The sequence below is a fragment of the Candidatus Poriferisodalis sp. genome, assembly GCF_965208485.1.
In the GTDB taxonomy this organism is placed as follows: Bacteria; Actinomycetota; Acidimicrobiia; order Acidimicrobiales; family Poriferisodalaceae; genus Poriferisodalis.
Genome location: NZ_OZ242344.1, coordinates 1,084,967 through 1,103,071 on the forward strand (window position 1 = coordinate 1,084,967; position 18,105 = coordinate 1,103,071).

The 18,105-nt window shown below is 64.9% G+C and carries 14 protein-coding genes and 1 pseudogene; 1 reads left to right on the forward strand and 14 read right to left on the reverse strand.

The genetic code is table 11. The annotated features are described in order from the left end of the window. Positions 1-26 precede the first annotated feature (26 nt). The 9 genes and pseudogenes from ACOGXQ_RS04890 to ACOGXQ_RS04930 all read right to left on the reverse strand — a co-directional run bounded on the left by ACOGXQ_RS04890 (position 27) and on the right by ACOGXQ_RS04930 (position 11,725). Positions 27-1,268: a hypothetical protein gene (locus ACOGXQ_RS04890; protein ID WP_419947456.1), complete on the reverse strand. Its 1,242-nt coding sequence runs from the start codon at positions 1,266-1,268 to the stop codon at positions 27-29. 180 nt (positions 1,269-1,448) lie between these two features. Beyond that, positions 1,449-1,910 (reverse strand): annotated as a pseudogene (locus tag ACOGXQ_RS04895) (ATP-binding protein); the annotation flags it as partial. Next, positions 1,898-3,448 (reverse strand): DEAD/DEAH box helicase, encoded by a 1,551-nt coding sequence (locus ACOGXQ_RS04900; RefSeq protein ID WP_419946321.1) that lies wholly within the window; start codon positions 3,446-3,448, stop codon positions 1,898-1,900. The gene ACOGXQ_RS04900 and the pseudogene ACOGXQ_RS04895, both read right to left, overlap by 13 nt. A gap of 47 nt (positions 3,449-3,495) precedes the next feature. Further along, the gene (locus ACOGXQ_RS04905; protein WP_419946322.1) at positions 3,496-4,344 is read right to left on the reverse strand and encodes a phosphoadenosine phosphosulfate reductase family protein; all 849 of its coding nucleotides are present in this window, start codon (positions 4,342-4,344) and stop codon (positions 3,496-3,498) included. Further along, positions 4,337-7,918: a hypothetical protein gene (locus ACOGXQ_RS04910; RefSeq protein WP_419946323.1), complete on the reverse strand. Its 3,582-nt coding sequence runs from the start codon at positions 7,916-7,918 to the stop codon at positions 4,337-4,339. Before ACOGXQ_RS04910 ends, ACOGXQ_RS04905 begins: the two co-directional genes overlap by 8 nt. Beyond that, on the reverse strand, positions 7,915-8,991 hold the full coding sequence (locus tag ACOGXQ_RS04915; RefSeq protein WP_419946324.1) for a DUF4007 family protein: 1,077 nt from the start codon (positions 8,989-8,991) through the stop codon (positions 7,915-7,917). The genes ACOGXQ_RS04910 and ACOGXQ_RS04915 overlap by 4 nt, the downstream gene beginning before the upstream one ends. Position 8,992: 1 nt before the next feature. Further along, the gene (locus ACOGXQ_RS04920) at positions 8,993-10,171 is read right to left on the reverse strand and encodes a cysteine desulfurase family protein (protein ID WP_419946325.1); all 1,179 of its coding nucleotides are present in this window, start codon (positions 10,169-10,171) and stop codon (positions 8,993-8,995) included. Positions 10,172-10,471: 300 nt separating this feature from the next. After that, the gene (locus ACOGXQ_RS04925) at positions 10,472-10,753 is read right to left on the reverse strand and encodes a nucleotidyltransferase family protein (RefSeq protein ID WP_419946326.1); all 282 of its coding nucleotides are present in this window, start codon (positions 10,751-10,753) and stop codon (positions 10,472-10,474) included. 399 nt (positions 10,754-11,152) lie between these two features. Further along, complete coding sequence (locus ACOGXQ_RS04930) at positions 11,153-11,725, reverse strand: MarR family transcriptional regulator (RefSeq protein WP_419946327.1); 573 nt, start codon at positions 11,723-11,725, stop codon at positions 11,153-11,155. Positions 11,726-12,029: 304 nt separating this feature from the next. On the opposite strand from ACOGXQ_RS04930, the gene ACOGXQ_RS04935 reads away from it, so the two are divergent. Continuing rightward, positions 12,030-13,424, forward strand: a complete 1,395-nt coding sequence (locus ACOGXQ_RS04935) for an RNA-binding domain-containing protein (RefSeq protein ID WP_419946328.1) — start codon at positions 12,030-12,032, stop codon at positions 13,422-13,424. Between the two features lie 505 nt (positions 13,425-13,929). On the opposite strand, the gene ACOGXQ_RS04940 is transcribed toward ACOGXQ_RS04935, so the two are convergent. The 5 genes from ACOGXQ_RS04940 to ACOGXQ_RS04960 form a co-directional block, all read right to left on the reverse strand. Next, a complete protein-coding gene (locus tag ACOGXQ_RS04940; RefSeq protein ID WP_419946329.1) occupies positions 13,930-14,988 on the reverse strand; it encodes a transposase in 1,059 nt (352 codons plus the stop codon). Continuing rightward, entirely contained in the window at positions 14,985-15,317 is a 333-nt protein-coding gene (locus ACOGXQ_RS04945; RefSeq protein WP_419943765.1) for a helix-turn-helix domain-containing protein, read from the reverse strand. Before ACOGXQ_RS04945 ends, ACOGXQ_RS04940 begins: the two co-directional genes overlap by 4 nt. A gap of 74 nt (positions 15,318-15,391) precedes the next feature. Further along, the gene (locus ACOGXQ_RS04950) at positions 15,392-15,883 is read right to left on the reverse strand and encodes a hypothetical protein (protein ID WP_419943787.1); all 492 of its coding nucleotides are present in this window, start codon (positions 15,881-15,883) and stop codon (positions 15,392-15,394) included. 32 nt (positions 15,884-15,915) lie between these two features. After that, positions 15,916-16,239 (reverse strand): hypothetical protein, encoded by a 324-nt coding sequence (locus ACOGXQ_RS04955; RefSeq protein ID WP_419946330.1) that lies wholly within the window; start codon positions 16,237-16,239, stop codon positions 15,916-15,918. Positions 16,240-16,702: 463 nt separating this feature from the next. After that, positions 16,703-18,034 (reverse strand): IS1380 family transposase, encoded by a 1,332-nt coding sequence (locus ACOGXQ_RS04960; protein WP_419946331.1) that lies wholly within the window; start codon positions 18,032-18,034, stop codon positions 16,703-16,705. Positions 18,035-18,105: the final 71 nt, after the last annotated feature.

Sequence of the window (18,105 nt, forward strand, 5' to 3'; positions counted from 1 at the left end):
GGCGGTAACTGCCTCGCCGGGTCGCGTCATTCGATCGTTCGAAGGAAGTCCCGCGCTTCTCGACCCCAGTCCATACGCAGATCCTCGAGTGTCATTTTCAGATCGGGTGGCGTCTTGTCCTCGTAGCGGGCCCAAGCAATCATGATCATGCGCAGCGTGAAGCTGGCCTTCTCGAGGCGGTCGACAAGTTCTTGAAGGGACTGGCCGCTGGTCTCATCGTCAAGCACCTCGATGAGATGTGCGTACACGGGGTGTTTGTCGTTGACCCAGACCTCAATCACGTCGTTGACGGATTCAACATCGAAGAATGCGTGATCGTGACCAAGCGTTGCACCCTTCATGAGGATGCGCCGGCCACTGTGGACCGTCTCTTCGGCCCATTGCTTGGCGATCTGAGGATCCACGCGGACCTGCTGTGCCGATTCCGCTATGTCGGCGATCTTTTCCTCGTCGCTCGTCTTCGGCGCGACGTCAGTCGAGCCCTTCACACCCTGCTCGCTCTGATCCTTGATGACGTTGGTCGCGATGTCTTCGACGGATTCGCCGGTTGTCGGGTGTCGGGACCCACCGCTTGGACCCGTGCCCTTCATGATCGCCTTGCGTTCTTTGCGCATTTGGCTGATCTGATCGTCGATCCAATCCCAGATCTCAAGCAGATGACCGCGCGGATCTGATGTCTCGATCAGGCGCTCCCGAAACATGGAAAGCGTCTCGCCAGGGTCGGCGACTTCCTCCCACTCGAAACCCGCGCCGGACACGAAGGCGTGAGCATGTTGCTTGTTGTTGACTACGCCGAAAATGTCGTCGAGAAGTGGATCGAACTCGACCTCAACACTCCACCACCGTTCCTCGGGCTCATAGCTGTTCACCCATGACTGGCTGAGCTCAAGTTCACGTCCAGCCCGGACGATCGACACACCCTTGTTGCGGTCAGCGTGCTTGCCCCACGGCGCGTCGCCAGCCTTGGGGTATGACTTCGGCCAGGCAACGTCAGATTTCTTCTCGTTGATCGCATCGGGCCTTGCCAAGGCACATCGCACCTGCACTTCGCCTCCAACGAGTTCGCCGTCGGAGTCGCGCACCTCGATAGTCCAGTTGCGTTCATTGAATAGCTGGAACATCGGCCTGTCGGAAAACGGTGGAGGCGTTGATGATCCGGCCATCAAGTACAGCGGGTCGTTCGGCGGGCACAGACGTGGCTCCCCAACGAGTTCAAGTTCGTCGCTTTTCTCTCGCGCAAGCTTCAGTGAGATCTCGATCGACCGCATCGATCCGCTCAAGAACTTCCGGTACACGCGACCGCAGAGTTCGGCGGTGCGCTCGAGGGTCTTTTCGCCGCCTCTCCATCGGACCCGGTCAAGTTGTGACCACACGACCAAAGTGCCCGACGTACCCGACGTCGCCTCCGATACCGCCCGCCAGCGATCAGGTACCGGGGCCGGAACCGGTTCGGGGATGTCTCCTTGGCCGGCTCGCACAGCGTCAAGGTCGAGGTGGCACCGCATTGCATTGTCAGGACCATTCCTCCATGTCCAAATGTCAACGCGCCGACATTGTGAGATCGAGGCATTTGGAAGCCCTACGCCAAATCGTCCGATTCCTCTGGTGCGGCGGTCGAGCCGTGTCCCGTCACCGAACCGAAGGGCGCGACGCAGTGTCACCGGGTCCATCCCGTCGCCGTCATCGACGACCGCTATCTCGTTGACGCGAGCCCGCGAGTACGGCTGGTCGGGATCTGGTGGCACCTCGCAGGCGATCAGCTCGACGAGCGCCGCATTGGCCTCAATTGAGTTGTCGATCAATTCCGCTAGCGCATGATCGGTGTCCTTGTAACCCGAGTCCCGCAGCGCTTCGATGGTCAGTGCTGGTGAGACCACCGAGAAGTCGAGCTGCTCCGCTACACCGTCCATATGTCCTCCCAATTCATGAACGCCTGGGCTACATCACCGAAGCCGGGCATCGTTGTGTCGACGACTGTGACGACCTCACATGTCTCCGTTCCGCCCGCTTTGGGACCACGAATCACTCGTCCTACCATCTGGCTGTAGAGCACGAGCGACCTGGTGGGCCGAGCAATGAGGGCGGCGCTGGCCGAGGGAGCGTCGAAACCAGTGGTCAGCACGCCGTAGTTGACGAGGACTCGCTTCCCTCCAGCCCGCTTGAATTTGCTGATCGCACGGGCGCGCTGTCCTGCTTCGGTCGTACCAGTGATCGCGTCTGCGTCGATTCCGAGCGCTCGTAGAACGCTGGCCAAAAGCGACGCGTTGCGGACCGAAGCTGCGAACACCAATACTCGATCGTGTCTTTCGACCATCTCCAGCAGGCGTTGAACGATCCGAAGATTGCGCTGCTCGTCATCGCCGAGTGATTCGCTGACTTCGTCAGAGATGTCGAGCGTGGCTTGCAGGATGCGCAGATCCTCCGCAGCCAAGGCCAACCCTGGCTCGACATTCAGCAGGTCAAAGCTGACTTGCGCCAAGTAGCCGTCCGCGGTCAGTTTCTCGATCGGATTCGCCCCACCAAACTCCAGCGTGACCTTGTTTCGGTCGAACAGTTCAGCCACAACAAGGTCAGCATCAATGTCGGCCCACGTTCGCCCCGGCGTGGCGCTGAGGCCCAGCAGGCCTGTTTTGGGATTACGGGTGACCAGTGTCTGAACGAGATCGATGTATGTCGCCGCTACGGCCTGATGGGCCTCGTCGAACACAACAAGCGACGTGCGATCCCCAAGGTTCCAGATTCTCTCGCGTTCGCGCCCATAGAAGTGAAGTCTTGCTAAGCCTGCAATGACAATGCCGTCGGTGATGTCCTCGATGTTGGGGCTGTGGTCGGCCCAGAATCGGAGGCAAGGAGCGGGCCTGTCCCCGACAGCCGTCCACGTTTCCTGAAACTCTTCGGCCGCTTGCTCGAGCAGTTCACGGCCGGCGGCCAGCCAGACAACTAGCCCGTCCGACCGCTGGCGTAGGTGTGTTGCGACGATGCTCATCGCCGTCCGGGTCTTCCCGACGCCCGTCGGGAGATGCAGCATCACTCGGCCCGACTCCCTATAGAGGAACTGCTCGACCCGCGATGCAACTCGCTTCTGATGGGGAAACAGGCTCCGACGTGACTCGACGACGTCTGGTGGCGAAGCACCGACCACTGCCGTCTCGGGAGTTGTGGCGATCCCCAAGAATCCGAGAATTGCCCGGCGCTGGGCGGCACTGAGGGGATCGCCCAGTTCGTCTACCCCACATCCGAGGCGTTCAGCAAGTTCCGCCTTCTTGGCTGCGGGCAGAAGACCTAGAACGTCGCCACGCCGTATGGGGTCGTCAATTGCCGTCTCGGCGGAGAAGAGCCTCGCCAACGTTCGAGGTCTATCCGGCCCCTCAAGCAGACTTGGCTGCAACGTACGCATCAATCGGTACGCACCCGGCGGCAACAGACGACTCGCGAGGCGATCGTCCACGCTGCTGAGAAGCTCCTCAGGGCGTACGCCCGGTTCGAAATGCATGTCTACAGGGCACAAACCGTGCAGGCACCTGCGTCGTCATCTTCGTCGAGAGCACCAGCGAGCACCTGAATGAGCGGAAGGTTGCGCCGGGCAGACTTGGCCCGGGCGAGCGCATCTTGGTGCTTGGCAAGTATGTCGTCTCGTCGGTCCCGTAACTGCACGAGGGTTTCGCCGCCGCTCCACGTGTACTGGCGACCTGACATCGCACGTTCGCTGAAATCAGCGTCCCCGTCGGCACCGGCGTCGAGAAGCACCTTCTGCTCGATAGCGATGGCGCGCTCGTATAGCTCCGGGTGGCGCTCAGCGAGGCCGACCCACTCGGCCTTGCGTTGGTAGAAGCAGAAGTAGCAACCCGAGCGCGTTCGCCACTCGTAGTAGTCGGGCAAACCGATTCCGGCGTCGTCGAGGATCTTCATGACTCCGTCGTGGTCTACGCCGTCCTCGACGAACGGGAAGCGGCTCTCGATGTTCGGCTTCGTCGAGATGTAGCCCTTGCGGTTGGCTTCGTCGGCACGGATGGCCACATACGAGATTGCAGGCTCGTCGCCGATCCACGCCTCGATGGGCTTGATCTTCATCACCTTCGTGCACCAACGCATCTGAGGCGACGGCAGAGCGCCACGGAAGACTTCGAACCAGTGGTCGAACCCTCGCTCAGAGTTGAGGCGGGCGATCGGCTTGCCCAAGATGACCTCGAGCCGGGTGAGGAACTCGTACGTCTCAGGCAGTTCTGCACCGGTGTCACAGAAGAAGTACTCCATCTCGGGCACGCGATCCCTCAGGTACAGCGCCAGCGCGCTCGAGTCCTTGCCACCTGAGATGCCACAGATGTGACGTGTCTGATCAGCCATGACCGGCCGCCTCCCATGGCATCGAGTCCTGAGACGGGCCGATGTCGATTGCGTCGCCCTGTTCGAGGAGCCGCTTGCCAAGATCGGCAAGTACAACATGGAGAGCCCGCTGGGGGGAACCGATTTTCCCGGTCAGGTCCCCGAGCATTCGCGAGACAGCGTCTCTCACGAGCGTGTCTTCGTCTTGAGCCACGTCGACGAGTCGCACAGCCTCGCTACCAGATTGATGCGTAACGGCTATTCGCAGGGCGTTGAATGGCGTTCCTCCAACGGCTCGGTGCTCGGCGTGCAGTGCTCTGAGGCGGTTGAACGCCGCCAGCCGGCGCGGGAGCTCTGACCGCACGCTCGCCAGGTCGTCATCGCTCCACTCCGTTGGTGCCTTCTTGGCGACCACCGTCACGACGGATGCCATCCAGTCGTAATCGTCGTCGTACACCTCGTTTGACAACGTCAAGATGAACGCGCGCATCTCGCGATCGAGTACTTCATCGACGAGACCTGCGGCCGGGCCGCTAACCGCGAGCCGCGTGCGTTCACCTGCGGAAGCGAGCAATTCGTCGCGAAGCTCGCCGATCATCACACGACAGCGAGAAGTGAGTTCGTCGATGCATCGGGCAAGCCTGTCGGCAAAAGCGTCAAATTCGCCCTTCCGTGATACCTGTCGCGTCTTTGCGCCCTTGCGACCCGGTGCGATGGGCGCATAACCGAGAGCGACGGGCAAGAGCTCAAAGAGCAAGACATCGGGCTCCGTTGCCTCGTTCAGGGCGTCTCGGACTGCGAGCGCATGGGCCGACAGATGCGACGTTCGGCGCGTCCACTGCTCAAGGCCGCGCATCCGTCCGGCTAGGTAGAGAGTTACGGCGAGCACGTTGCCAACCCGGCGACCACCGAGTCCCGCGTCGATGCCGAACCGATCCGCAAGCACGTCGAGCGCATCGCGGCGGCGGCCCGAGATGTTCGCGAAGTGCTTGATCTCGAAGTGCTCAGGGTTGCGAACCATGCGCTCGGACAGCTCCGGAGAGAGGCCGAGCTGGAAGGTGCCGTGTTCGTAGATCGCGATTCGGTCAGCTCGCGCCAACAGAGCTGCCGTGACGATGACGGGGATGACGCCGGCCTTGACGCCGTACGGCGGCAGAGCCAGCGTGAGGTACAGGTCCCGGACATTGAGTCGCGCCTTCTTCGCAGACTCAAACGCGCCCTCGATCGCCCCCCAGACCGGTGCGAAGCGAATCTGCTCAATCTGCTTGAGGCCCTCAGTGACCTTGCTGTTGCTGCGGATTCGCGGCTTGCCGAACGCCAGATCGCCGCCAACCCTTTGGGGGCGATGCAATCCTGCGTGCTTCAACGCAGCCTCGTACATCGCAACTTCGGGCCCGTAACCCTTGAGACCGAGCCGGTACTCGACGCCGTGCTCGATCATGGCTGTCAACAGGATTTTCCGAGCCTTTGCGCCTTGTGAGGTCAGATCAGAGCGATTCAGCATCTCGTTTGGCACGCGTGGTGCATACGGGTAGGCGAGGTCTGCCGCTTCCGAGAGCGGCGCGCTCCCCCGGCCTGGCCTCAGGGGCACGCCTACTCCGCTGTCGAGCAGCTTCCAGCGGCAGGCGTTAGTGCTGAATGCCTGTGAGACGGCCGCGTCCAACTGCGATCTTGCCGAGGCCAGTCGCTCTCCGACTTCGCGGCGAGCCACCCAATCGGCCTCGACTTGCGGCGCCGTAAGCACATCGCTCAGAGCCGCTACCTCACGCGCAGCGCGATCAAGCTCGCCGACATCGTCGGGCAGAGCGACGACAACGGGCTTGGAACGCAGATTCCATTCCTGACGCGATGCGTTTCTGGCAGCAGCAAACGAACCCAGCACCGTGTCCGACAACGTCGGAATCTCGCCTTCGGCGTTGGTGACGAGCAAGAGGTCACCGTCGACACTGTCGAGTGCAGCGGGTGGCTCAACCGTCTCATCACCATTAGCGAAGCGGCGCCTGAACAACCGAACGGTGTCGTTCTGAGCGCTGTGACGAGCAGCAACCATGGGCTCAAGCGCGTGGGCAGTCTCCAGTACTCGGTGCAATGGCTGGTCGGCGATCCGGTCATGCGCCGCTGCCGTCAGCTCAACGACGTTGACATCAGTGCCTTGCCAGATTCGATACTCGTCAGCAAAGGCCCGGTATGTCACTAGGCCTCGCTGCTCGAGGCCGGAAAGCACCGCGCTCGATTCAGGATCGACGAGCTGAAGCACGGATGCGCTGGCCCTGACTGCGCCGGATGCAGACACCAAATTCAGCAACGCGACCGACTTGGCGAGACGCTGCTCAGCGTCAGTAAGGCCATTGGCATCACGCAGCCGGCTCGCGATTTCCATCCATCGACTTGAGCGACCGGTGACACTCACACCGGCACCATCGGTGCCCATGAAGTAGTCGTACACAGCCTCAGGGCCGATCGACGGGAGCTCACCTGCAGCGTCCATGTCGATGCCAGAAGCAAGCGTTGCGACCGTGCCGGACTCATTGCCAGCCAGGAATGAGAACAGCGTCCGCTCATGCTGGCCGAACCGATTGCACAGCTCGGGCAACACCAATGTCGAGACTGGATGCAGCGGCCAACATGAAGCGATCGCAGCGGGATCGCTGAGATCGGCGATACCCGCGGACGCAAGTGCCTGCGCATGCGACTCGGCCCAATCGTCGATTCGCAGACGGATTTCTTCACCCACATCAAACGCTTGAGCGATCAACGCACGCGTCTGAGCTGCCGACTCGGTGAATGCGATGTCCACGAATCGACCTTGCACTTTGGCCCAGTCGCGGCGTCGACGGTCATCGACATCCGCGAGGTACTCCTCGAACGACAGGTGCTGGAGCGTGACGACAAAGATCGGCAAGCCAAAGCCCTGGCCAGCTTCGGCCAGTCGCTGCAGGAGGTAGGTGTCGCTTGACTCGTTGTCGCGGGCTGCCTCGAGGTTCTTCCCGAATTCGTCGATGACGATGAGCAGCGGCGCCCGCGAGGCCATACAGCTTGCGATGTCCACCAGTTCGCTGACTGATGGATCGACCGGGTCCTCCTTCCGGCCTGCGCGTCGCTGAGCAAGCTTGAGCACCGAAGAAGCCGGGAATTCGGCAGAACCGGGAATCGTGCCGTGGCGACGCACCACGGCACGATGCAGCCCGCGCAATACGGTGCGCGCCACCGGTTCACGATCTGCGGTGACCAGCGCCCGATAGAAGCCGTGCGAACGGGCTTGGTGATTCGACAGTGCCTCAAGTACCGCCTCCTTGGCGGCCGACGAGGCTTCGGAGATCTTGTCGAGCGCGCGTTCACGCGCGATACCCGGCGACCCGAAGGCCGCGTCGAGCAGGAGACCCAGCGACGACTTGCCTGAGCCGTACGGACCGGTGACGGACCAGGCGCCTCCGGCCGGCCCTGCGGCCGTGTCGGCGACACGACCTACTACGTCGAGCGCTCGCGCTGTGACGACATATCCGTCGAGGGATTCAGCGCTCTCAGCGTCGCGTTCGAAGTTTGCCGACCGGGCGAACTGGCTTCGCACAGTCAGGACGTCGGCCAAGGTCGTCACCGTCGTCTCCCCGGGTTGCGCTTCTGCTGCAGAGCGTCAAGACGGGTCAATGTGTCTTCCGGCTCGTCGCTGTCGGCTGAGTCGCTTGTGTAGTCCACCGGCTTATCGCCCCTCAGCCCCGCGACTGGAACTGCAGGGGTGGCGGCAAAGTGCTCGGACAGCAGATCGGCAGCAACCGCCGCCGCATCTCCTTCCCACGACAGCTGGGGTACCCCGGTGGGCGTCGCTAGGTCGAGTGAGTTCGAGGCTTCAACTGCGGGAGTCAATGCGACAAGCAGGTCGGCGGCACTCAGCTTGAAGACACTCGCCGCCGAGCCTCGTTCTGCCGCAATTCGTTCGAGCGTGATCGTCTGACCTGTCAATCCGATGCGTGCGATCCAGTCGAGCACGGCGTGCGTCGCGACCGCTGAGGCCAGAGTCGGCTTCGGACCCAGCTTGTAGCGATGGGCTCCCGTTGCCTCGGAGCGGCCGACCAGGCGCAGTTCCCGCAGTGGGCAGTCGGCAGCATCGTCGAGCGTTTCCCTGCCGACACGCGCGGTCGGTGCGTAGGTGCGCATGAATGCGCTGAGGTCTTTCTGGACTGCGGACTCGCTCGGCTCCTTCCAGTCCGGCACGGCGCGCAGCTGTGTCATGACGGTCCTGTTGAGGTCCTCCAGCTCGAACTCAACCGCATTGAAGTCGCAGAGCGCCAGCCACCAGACAGGCAACCTGCACGGCTGAGCCAGCATCCGCCAGTGCAGCAGCCACAGCGTGCCTGGGTCTTCCATCCACGGGTCCCAGCCGCCATCGCCGAACAGCGCCTCTCCGAACCGGGTCGGCACGACGATGTTCGGCTTGCGATTCGATGCCGCTTCGGGATCAGGCGTTTCCGTGACGACCTTCGCGGCCAGTCCCCAGAAGCGAATCGACCGGACCATGTTCTTGCCGACACCCAGTCGCACCGGAGCGTCTTCGCTCGCAAACACGTAAGGGTCGCGTGACGCCGCGACGTAGGCCTTCCTGAACCAGCCGTAGCGAGGGTGGAAGGTCTCGTGGCGTGCGAACACCGGCTGTGCTGCTTCGCTCAACTGCATGTCATGCCACCTCGGAGGTCATGAGGCGAACGTAACGAACGGCTGTGACAACCTCTCGGGCGGCGACTTCGATTTCGGCAGCAGTCGTGAAGCGGCCAAGGCTGAACCGGACCGACTCAAAGGCCGCATCCCGCGAGAGCCCCATCGCCGTCAGCACGGGCGAGGGCTCGATGGCGCCCGTGCTGCAGGCGCTCCCCGCCGACGCTGCGACGGGATCCATGTTCACTAGCACAGCGTCAGCGTCTGCTCCGCTGAATCGCAGGTTCGCGGTGTTGGGCAGGCGTCGCTCGACATCGCCGTTCTGCACGACGTCTGCCAGCTCGCCTTCCAGCGCGGCCACGAACCGGTCACGCAACGCGCCCAGTCGCTCGGCCTCGGTCGGCTGCTCATCGCCAGCGATCTCGGCTGCGACTCCCAATCCGACGATTCCCGCCACGTTCAGTGAGCCCGAGCGAAGGCCGCGTTCATGGCCGCCGCCCCACACTGCCGGACGCAAGGTCGCGAGCGCCTCCCGGGTTCCCACCAGCGCTCCCACGCCCGTCGGACCGCAGACCTTGTGGCCGCTGAGCGAAACGAGATCGCACCCCAGCGCCGTCATATCGAACGGCAGGCGACCCACCATCTGCGTCGCGTCACAGTGGAAGAGCCCACCGGCTTCGTGAACCAGGTTGGCAATCTCGGCGATCGGATTCAGGACGCCCGTTTCGCTGTTGGCGGCCATGACCGACACCAGCAGCCCGCCCTCGGTCGCCTGCACCATGCTTACCAGCGCCTCCAAGTCGACGAAGCCGCCCGGCGTCACGGGCGCGATCTGCAGATGGCAGCGGCCGGCTGCGGCGAGCGCCTCGGCCGTCCGACCCACGGATGCGTGCTCGACCGCCGAGGTCACGAGTGTCGATTGGGCGCGACTCAGGGTCTCAGAATCAGCGGCAGCAAATCCGCCGAGCGCCAGATTGTTGGCTTCTGTCGCGCCCGCAGTGAAGATCACCCCACTGGGTGACCCACCCACAAGCTCGGCCACTTGTTCGCGAGCGTCGCTGACAGCAGCATCCTGCCGCCGGCCGAACCGATGAGCCGACGATGCGTTACCGAACCCGTCGGTCATGGCCTTCGCCACCGCTTCGGTCACCCGCGGATCGCAGGGTGCGGACGCGTTGTAGTCGAGATAGATCTCGTTCACTCAAGACCCCGGACCGGTAGCGGCATCAGCCTTGCGGCGAGCGTAGCTCAAGCACCTCCGCAACCCATGGACCCCATGAATTTCGCATTGCCCATGCCGAACAGCCAGTTTCCAAACTCGAGAGTGTGACGAACCTCAACGACGGAGCGGGAAACCTGTTCGGAAATGACGCGACGCAGCGACACCCCTCAGAGTGCGATTGCCTCGGCGTCCACTGCCTCGCGCTCCTCGTCGGTCATGCCGCCATCAGTGGCAGCGTGCACAGGTGCGTTGAGCAATTGCTCCAGTTCCATCTACAAGTCAGCGACTATCGAAGAGGCTCGCCCCGGGAACTGCGGTGATCAGAACGTCGATGTCACTGTCGTTGCGCGCTTCCCCACGAGCGACTGATCCGACAACGCGCACGTTGCTGGCGCCCTTGGCGTGCGCGATCTCAACGACCCGGCGGCGGCTACGCAGCACTCGGTTCAGCAGGTCCGCGCTCTCGGCGCTTGCGCATGGCTCCAGGAAGTGCTTCAAGCTGGGCTGCAGCACAGCGGTAATCGACGGCGCGACGGGCTGCGCTTCGATGAATCTGTCCAAAGCAGGGCAAGCTCTATCGGTGGGCGAACTCCATTGGTGGTTGCGAGTGATCGGTCATGATGGCCGGTCTTGGAGTACTGCAACCTTCGTGCGAGTGACGGCACATGCACCGACGGAATCGACAGTCCGCCGAGCACGACGGCGCGCGAGGGATGGCTCGCATCAGGCTTACCTGAGTGATCGAGGAAGAGAAGACGCGTGCTCACCGTACTTGTCGTGGTGCATCCCGAGGTCGGCTGGCGAAGTCAGGACGCTAGTTCCTGCGTTGCGGATCCGAGCCGGAATTTCGGCGCAAGAAAGCACCCCAGCAGGCAGCTGAAGAATGCGCCAAATCGCGGAATCGCCAAGGCAGAACCGCAGGTCAGAGAGTTGCAGGCACGCTCGAAACTGCCTTCTTCTTCAGCAGCCTGCCAGCGGGTGTTCCTTGATGTGCGCGACGAATGGCTCCGGCGCGTCGGAGTCCCAGCTCGTCTGATCAATCACGACGGGGTTGATATCAACTCGAAGGTCCTGCTCCACCTTGCGGCAAGCCTGGCGGATCGTCCGCAGCGACGCCGTGCCGATCACTGCAACGTCGACGTCATTTGGGAACGGACCCGGTTCACCTTCGAGTCGCGCAGCCCACGAACCGAATACGAACGCCTCGTGGACTCCGTCGATCCCCCGAAGCGCATCGCCGAGGCGTCCCACCACGCCGACGGTTTGCATGAGGATGGAGCGCAGTTCGGGCGCCCACGGGAGGCTCCAGTTGGGGCTGACCAGCCTGTTGCGGCCCAGTAGGCGAGTCACCACGAGACCGTGCTGCTCCAAGCGTGCTACTTCTCGACTTGCGGTTGCCTGCGCGACGCTTGCGCGTTCCGCGAGTTCCCCGATGGAGACCTCTGCACCAGTGCCCGCAAACAGAACGCCGAGGAGACGAAACTGCTGGTCGGACCTGAAGAGCGGAGCCAGAGCCGGCGCTGATTCACTCATACAATCGATTATATCATCGAGAATGTGAGATGATAATCCCTGCTAATTGAACGGATGTAGAACGGGAATAGAACCAGCAGCGATAGTCCATAGCGCGAAACCGCAGGTCAGGACGCTGTTGCGAACACTTGTAGGTACCCCGAATAGAACCGGAATAGAACGGGGTAAGCGAGAACGCAGGATCGCGGACTCGTCGGCGGGGATCATCCGCGGATGACTGTGCAACCGACATGAGCGGGTGCAGCCGTCGCCCGCGCGACCTGGTGCCGCGGACCGATCAGCGCTGCGGCGATACTGGCAGGCGATGACGCCCGAGGAGATTGAGCGCCTCGCTCAGCGAGGCGAGTCCGAGACCGTCGAGTTCAAGGCGACCACGGGCCAGCGGCACGAGGCAGTCAAGACGCTCTCGGCGATGCTCAACGGCCGGGGCGGCCAGGTGATCTTCGGGGTCAACCCGAAGGGCAACGTCACTGGCCAGCAGGTAGGCGAAGACACCCTCACTGACATCACCAACGCATGCCAGGAGATTCACCCGCGGTATCCCCCGTCGATTGATCGAGTCCCTCTCCCCGACTGTGCCGGCCGCGAGGTCATCGTGGCAGGGGTTCCGTCCGGCACGCGCAAGCCATACGCCTATCGCGGTCGTCACTATGTGCGCGCTGGGGCTGCGACCCTCGACATGCCCGAGGAGACCCAGTTGTCGCTGGTGCTGGAACGGGTTCACGGCACGGCGCGGTGGGAACTCGAGACATCGGGACTCGGCTTCGAAGCAGTCGACGAACGCGAAGTGCAGCAGTTTCGAGACGACGCCATAGCAGCGGGGCGTGCTGCTTTCGATGCAGATGCCTCGGTGCCTGACGTGCTGCTGGCGCTCGGCCTCTTGGATGGCGAAGGCTTGCCGAACCGTGGTGCCATCGCGCTCTTCGGACGTGTCGGGGAGTTAGGCGGTCGCTACCCGACACTCGGCTGCCGGCTCGTGGTCGTGGACGGCACAGAGCTTGCAGACGAGCTCCGCGACGATGTGCTCGTGAACGACAACGTGTACGCCTCACTGCGCAAGGCAATGGCGTTCTGCGACCGGCACTTGAGTTGGCGTACACAGATCGGCAGCGGCCTGCAGTCCGAGACCGACTCGGAGATCCCGCGGGCCGTCGTGCGTGAGGCACTGGCCAACGCCTTCGGCCATCGCGACTACGCAGTTGCCGGACTGGTGCAAGTACGGCTGTATGCCGACCGCCTCGAGGTGTCGTCGCCCGGTCAGCTGCATTTTGGCCTCACCCCCGCTGACCTGTACGTGCCGCACAGTTCGCACCCGTGGAATCCGGTGATGCTCGGCTGCCTGTACCGGCGAGGCATCGTCGAGCAGCTGGGCTCGGGAACGTTGCGCATGATCCGAAGGTGCGCCGAGGAAGGCCTCGGCCGCCCGGTCTTTGTGGCCGGCGCTGCGTCGGTCGCCTGCAGCGTGCCGCGCTGGGGACACTGGCTGAGGCCGGACGGGACGAGCGTGGAGGTCTCCAAGCTCGAAGCGGCGGTGCTGTCGGCGCTGATCGTCGGCCCTGCTTCGCGGGGCGAGCTTGCCGATGCGCTCATGGCCGATGCAGCCGACGTGCGCGAAGCGCTCGTCGAACTGCGAGAAATGGGCCTCGTTCGGGTCGAGGGTCACGGCCGAGGTTCGTTCTGGCTGCTCGACACTCCCTGAATGGAACCCGAGCACCCTGCCCATGACGCGATGCTCCGGGCCAGAGGCGTATTGCGAACATTTGTAGGTACCCCCGAATAGAACCGGAATAGAACGAGCAACCGCGCCCCAAAGAGCGAAACCGCAGGTCAGAACGCTGCAACGAACACTTGTAGGTACCCCCGAATAGAACCGGAATAGAAACGAAGCGGCGGAATCGCACGGGAACAGGCGGCGCGCGCCTAGGTTCGGGGCAGTACGGAGCGGGACGGCCTGGGAGGGCGGGTGAGCGAGGCAACTGACGCTGAAGAACGCGAGGTGATGGGGGCCGGTGGCGGGGTTGGGCGGTCGGGGTTTGGGTGTGGGGGCGCGACGGGGCCGGCCGCGGGGTGGGTGGTGCGTTGGGGGGTAGGGGGTGTGGGGTGTTCGGTTGGGGTGCTGGGCTGTTGAGGTGTTTCTGACTTTTCGCGACAGATTGCCGGGTTTTTCAAGCAGCGTCGGCGTGCTGGCGGTGGTGTTGGGTTGGTCATGGCAGTGGTCGGTTTCGGCGGGCGTGGCGGCGTTGGGCGTCGGCTTGTCGGAGGCCGTCTCGGCGGGCTCGGCGGATCTGTTCTCCTCGGCCTTGGTGCTCGTCTTGGGGGGTGACGTATCCGATGCCTTCGTGCAGCCGGTTCTCGTTGTAGTGGGTCCGGACGCGTTCGGGCTCCCGGGCGAGATCGGCGGGACGGTCCAGCGTGTCGAGGTAGGGGTGCTCGTCTTTGAGGTGCCCGAAGAGTGACTCGATCCAGGCTTGGTCGGTGGGCGTGGATGGGCGGCCGAAGTGCTGGGCGATCGAGCAGGCGGCCATGAAGCGGGCGGTGTCGCCGGCGCGCATCTCGGGGCCGTTGTCCGACAGCGCCAGCAGCAGCGGGATGTCGTCGTGCTGAGGCGGCTCGGCGTCGGGATCGGCCAAGCGGGCCGCGATCTCGTCGGTGAGCAGCCCCTCGGCTTGGAGCGCTTCGGCGGACAGCACTCGAGCGGCGACCGAGTCCGGGGTGCCGGTGAGGTGGGCGGCGATCCACTTGCGGGACACGACATCAACGATCGCGTAGGCGTGCTTGGCGGGCCGGCATCGGGGGAACTGGGTGCCGTCCCAGCACCACAGCTGGTTGGGGCGCCACTCGCACCAGCCGGGCCACGGCGAGCGAGCCGTCCGCTTGGGGCGCGGCACGCCTGCCAGGGCGAGGCCGTGGCCTGCGAGAACGCGGTCCACGCTGGACGGCGACACCCACACCCGGCCCAGACAGGAGCCCCGGTGGGCGAGCTTGCGATGGGACCGGTCGACGTCGCCCCATTCGTCGAACAGCTTCACGATCTCGTCGCGTTCCCACCCCAGCAGCCCATGGACCGCACGGCCCCCGGGGCGGGCGTCATCGAGCTGCCCCGCGTCGCGGCGCCGGGACCAGCGCCACGCCCGGCGCCGATCGATGCCCAGCACCGCGCACACCCGGCCGTGGGTCCATCCCGCTGCGGTGGCGTCGTCGATCAGCCCCAGCAAGCACTCCTTGGCGGCCCCATCGACGCGGGCGGGAACAGGGCCGCTCATCCCCAGCCCGTTTTTCCCCGCAGCACCGCCAGCTCCACGGCCTGCTCCACAACAGTGCGGCCCAGCCGCTCCACCTCCGCCCGCAACGCCGCCGCCTCGGACGCCTCGGCCCGCGTCCGGCGTGGCCGCCCAGGCTTCGACGCCCCCAACGCAGCGATCGCCCCGTCGCGTGCCACCGCACGCAAACGAGACACCACCGACCGATCCACGCCGGCCTCCGCCGCCGCCTCGGCCTGGGTGATCTGCCCAGTCAGCATCCGCACCCACAAGTCGTACTTCTGCTCCGCTGTGAGCATCTTCCTCGGTCTCCGGCCCGGCGGAGCGGTCATCGGCAGCCTCCTGCGCTGAGACCGCCAACCCTGACCGACGCTGCTCGAAAAAACTCAGAACCCGTCGCGCGAAATCAGACGCAACACAAGACCATGTCGACGATGGCGAACACGCAGCGCCGGGCGCGCCCGAAGTGGGTGACGTCCCAGATCCAGACCCGGTTCGGCGCCCAGACCAGCCAGTGCGGCCACGGCGTCTTTGGCTGTTTCGGTACCGGGGGCCGCTGAGCCGGCACAAGGCCGTGAGCAGCCAGAACGCGCCGGAACGTCGAGGGCGCCACCCATACCCGGCCCTCGTAGGAGCCTCGGTGGGCGAGCTTGCGGTGGGACCGGTCGGTCGGCCCCCATTCCTCGGCGACCGCGAGGATCTCCTCGATCTCCCACCCCAGCAGCCCATGGACCGCAGCGCCGCCCGGGGCAAGGTCGCTGAGAGTGCCCAGCTCGCGGCGGCGGGCCCGCCAGCGATGCACCCGGTCGTCGGAGACCTGCCACACCCCAGCAGCCCACCTGTGCGACAAACCGGCGGCGACAGCGTCGTCGACAGTCTTGAGGACCAGTTCTTTCACCTCGGCGGGGACTCTCGCCGGGACCGGCCCGCTCAGTCCCAGCCGGATTCTCCCCGCACGATCGCCAACTCGATCGCTTGGGCCTTGACCGCCTCGGTGAGCCGGCCGATCTCCGCCTGGGCCTCTTCGAGCTCCCAGTACCGCTCCCCCCCAGGCCGCCCCGGCTTGCGGGACAACGCAGCCAAAGCAGCGTCTTTGACCGTGCGCCGGATCGTGATCACCGTCGACACGTCCACCCCCCACTTGCGGGCGGCATCGGCCTGAGTGATCGCCCCGCTCGTGACCTGCAGATAAATCTCCCACTTCGTCTCCGCGGACAGCTTCTTGGGCCGTCGCCGACCCTCGCTGATCGTCATCTGATGCTCCTTCGCTCCTCAGCGAGAACACAACCAGACTTGAACCATTTCCTGCCCCACACTCCGCGGCGAAGTCAGACGCAACACACGCCTTCGCAATCTCCACATTATTTCTTGCGAATCTCCACATTGGCTCTAGGACCCGTGGCGGCCTTCTCGGAGCTTCGAGCATGGGAGTTGCCCCGGGAATGTAGTGCGGCCCGAGCGCCCGGAGTCCGCCGGGAATTCGGCGAGGGGGGTGTCGACACTGCGTCAGTGAGCCGCGGCGGCATTGGCTGCTCTAAGCCCTGATCCACCGGTGGGGTGGGTGGTGTCGGGTTGGGCGGGATGTCGGTGGCGCGGTTTGTCGTGGGGGCGGGGTGAGGGCTGGGCGGACGCGTGGTTGGTCGGCGTCGGCTCGGGGGTTGGTTTGTGTGCTGCGCCTGGGGTGTGCTGCGCGGCGCTGCGTGGCGCTGGGGTTTGCTCAGCAGCGCTGGGGCAGGTTGCGGATGTGTCGCAGCGCGGCGGTGAACTGGGCTGCCCAGGGCCATTTGGCGGGCAGCCGCAGGGTGGGTCGGCCGCTGCGGTTGACGAGCCGGGCGGGGATGTTGAGCAGGCGTCGGGCGATGGTGGCCCCAACGGTGAGCTTGCGGGGTTCGTGGACCCGGCCGATGCGCGCGGTCCAGCGTGCGATGTTGTGGGCGAGGACGGCGAAGGCGAGCCAGGCGGCGTTGGCCGCGAACCGTCCTGAGGGGCTGTGGGCGAGGCCGCCGGCTTTGAGGTCCTTGATTGCTTGTTCGACGCGGGCGTGGGCGCGGTAGGCGGTGTCGGCTGCTTTGGTGTCGAGCTCGTCGTCGTCGATGTCGGTGACGAACGCGTGGTGGCGCCAGTTCGGCCACAGCTCGGCTTGGTCGCCGACGAGGCGGGTGCGGCGCACCACGAGGCGGACCGTGCGCTTGGGCTTGCCCGCAGCGCGTCGGCCGCTGGTCAGCGTGGCCTCGGCGACTTGGGCTTCGCCGTGGTCGGTGTAGTCGATGGGCTCCCACTCGTGCTCGCCGATGGCCGCGACGGCCGCTGTGACGCTGGGGTTGGGGGCGACAGCGACCGCGAACCTGGTGTCGTGCGCTTCGAGCTTGTCGATCAGATCCCAGGAGAAGAACCCCGCGTCCGCGCGCAGCGTCAGCGCCGCGTCGGGCGCCAGGCGACGCACCCGGCACAGGGTCTCAACAGCGAAGCCGGCGTTCCCGCGCTGGGAGGAGCCCTTGCGCATCGGGGAGTGCACGATCTCGCCGGTGTCGTCGCGGACCGCGACCAGCGGGTGATACCCCAGCCGCCCGCCGTGACCGTACGCGGCGCCGTGCTTCGCGTCGCTGTGCACCTCGCACAGCGTGGAGTCGACATCGACCGTGACCGCCTTCGCCGCCGGGGCCGCCCCGGCAGTCCATGCGCGGCCCAAAGCCAGCTCCCCGACGCGGTCGAGCCGGCGCACATGACCCCACGCGAACGACCGGGCGAAGGTCCCCAGCGTGGACGGCGCCACCGGCGCGAACCCCAGCACCGCCCCAGCCGAGCCCGCCCGCAGCCGGTCCGCGTCAGCGAAGAACGACCCGCCCACCAGCATCGAGCACACCGCCGTGAGCGCCTTCGCGCCCGACCCGCGCCCAGCCCCCGGCGGGCGCACCGCCTCGTCGATCAACTCCTCCAAGCCCAGCCGACCCACCAGCGTGCCCGCCAGCACCAGCCCCGCGTCGCCGACCACAGACCCGTCGTCGAACACAGCCTCGATCCGGTCCAACCCCCCAACTACAGTGCTCACAGAAAGCGCCTCCCGTCATGGCATCACGCCGCGATCTCACAAACGGCAAAATGCCACCTCAGGAGGCCTTT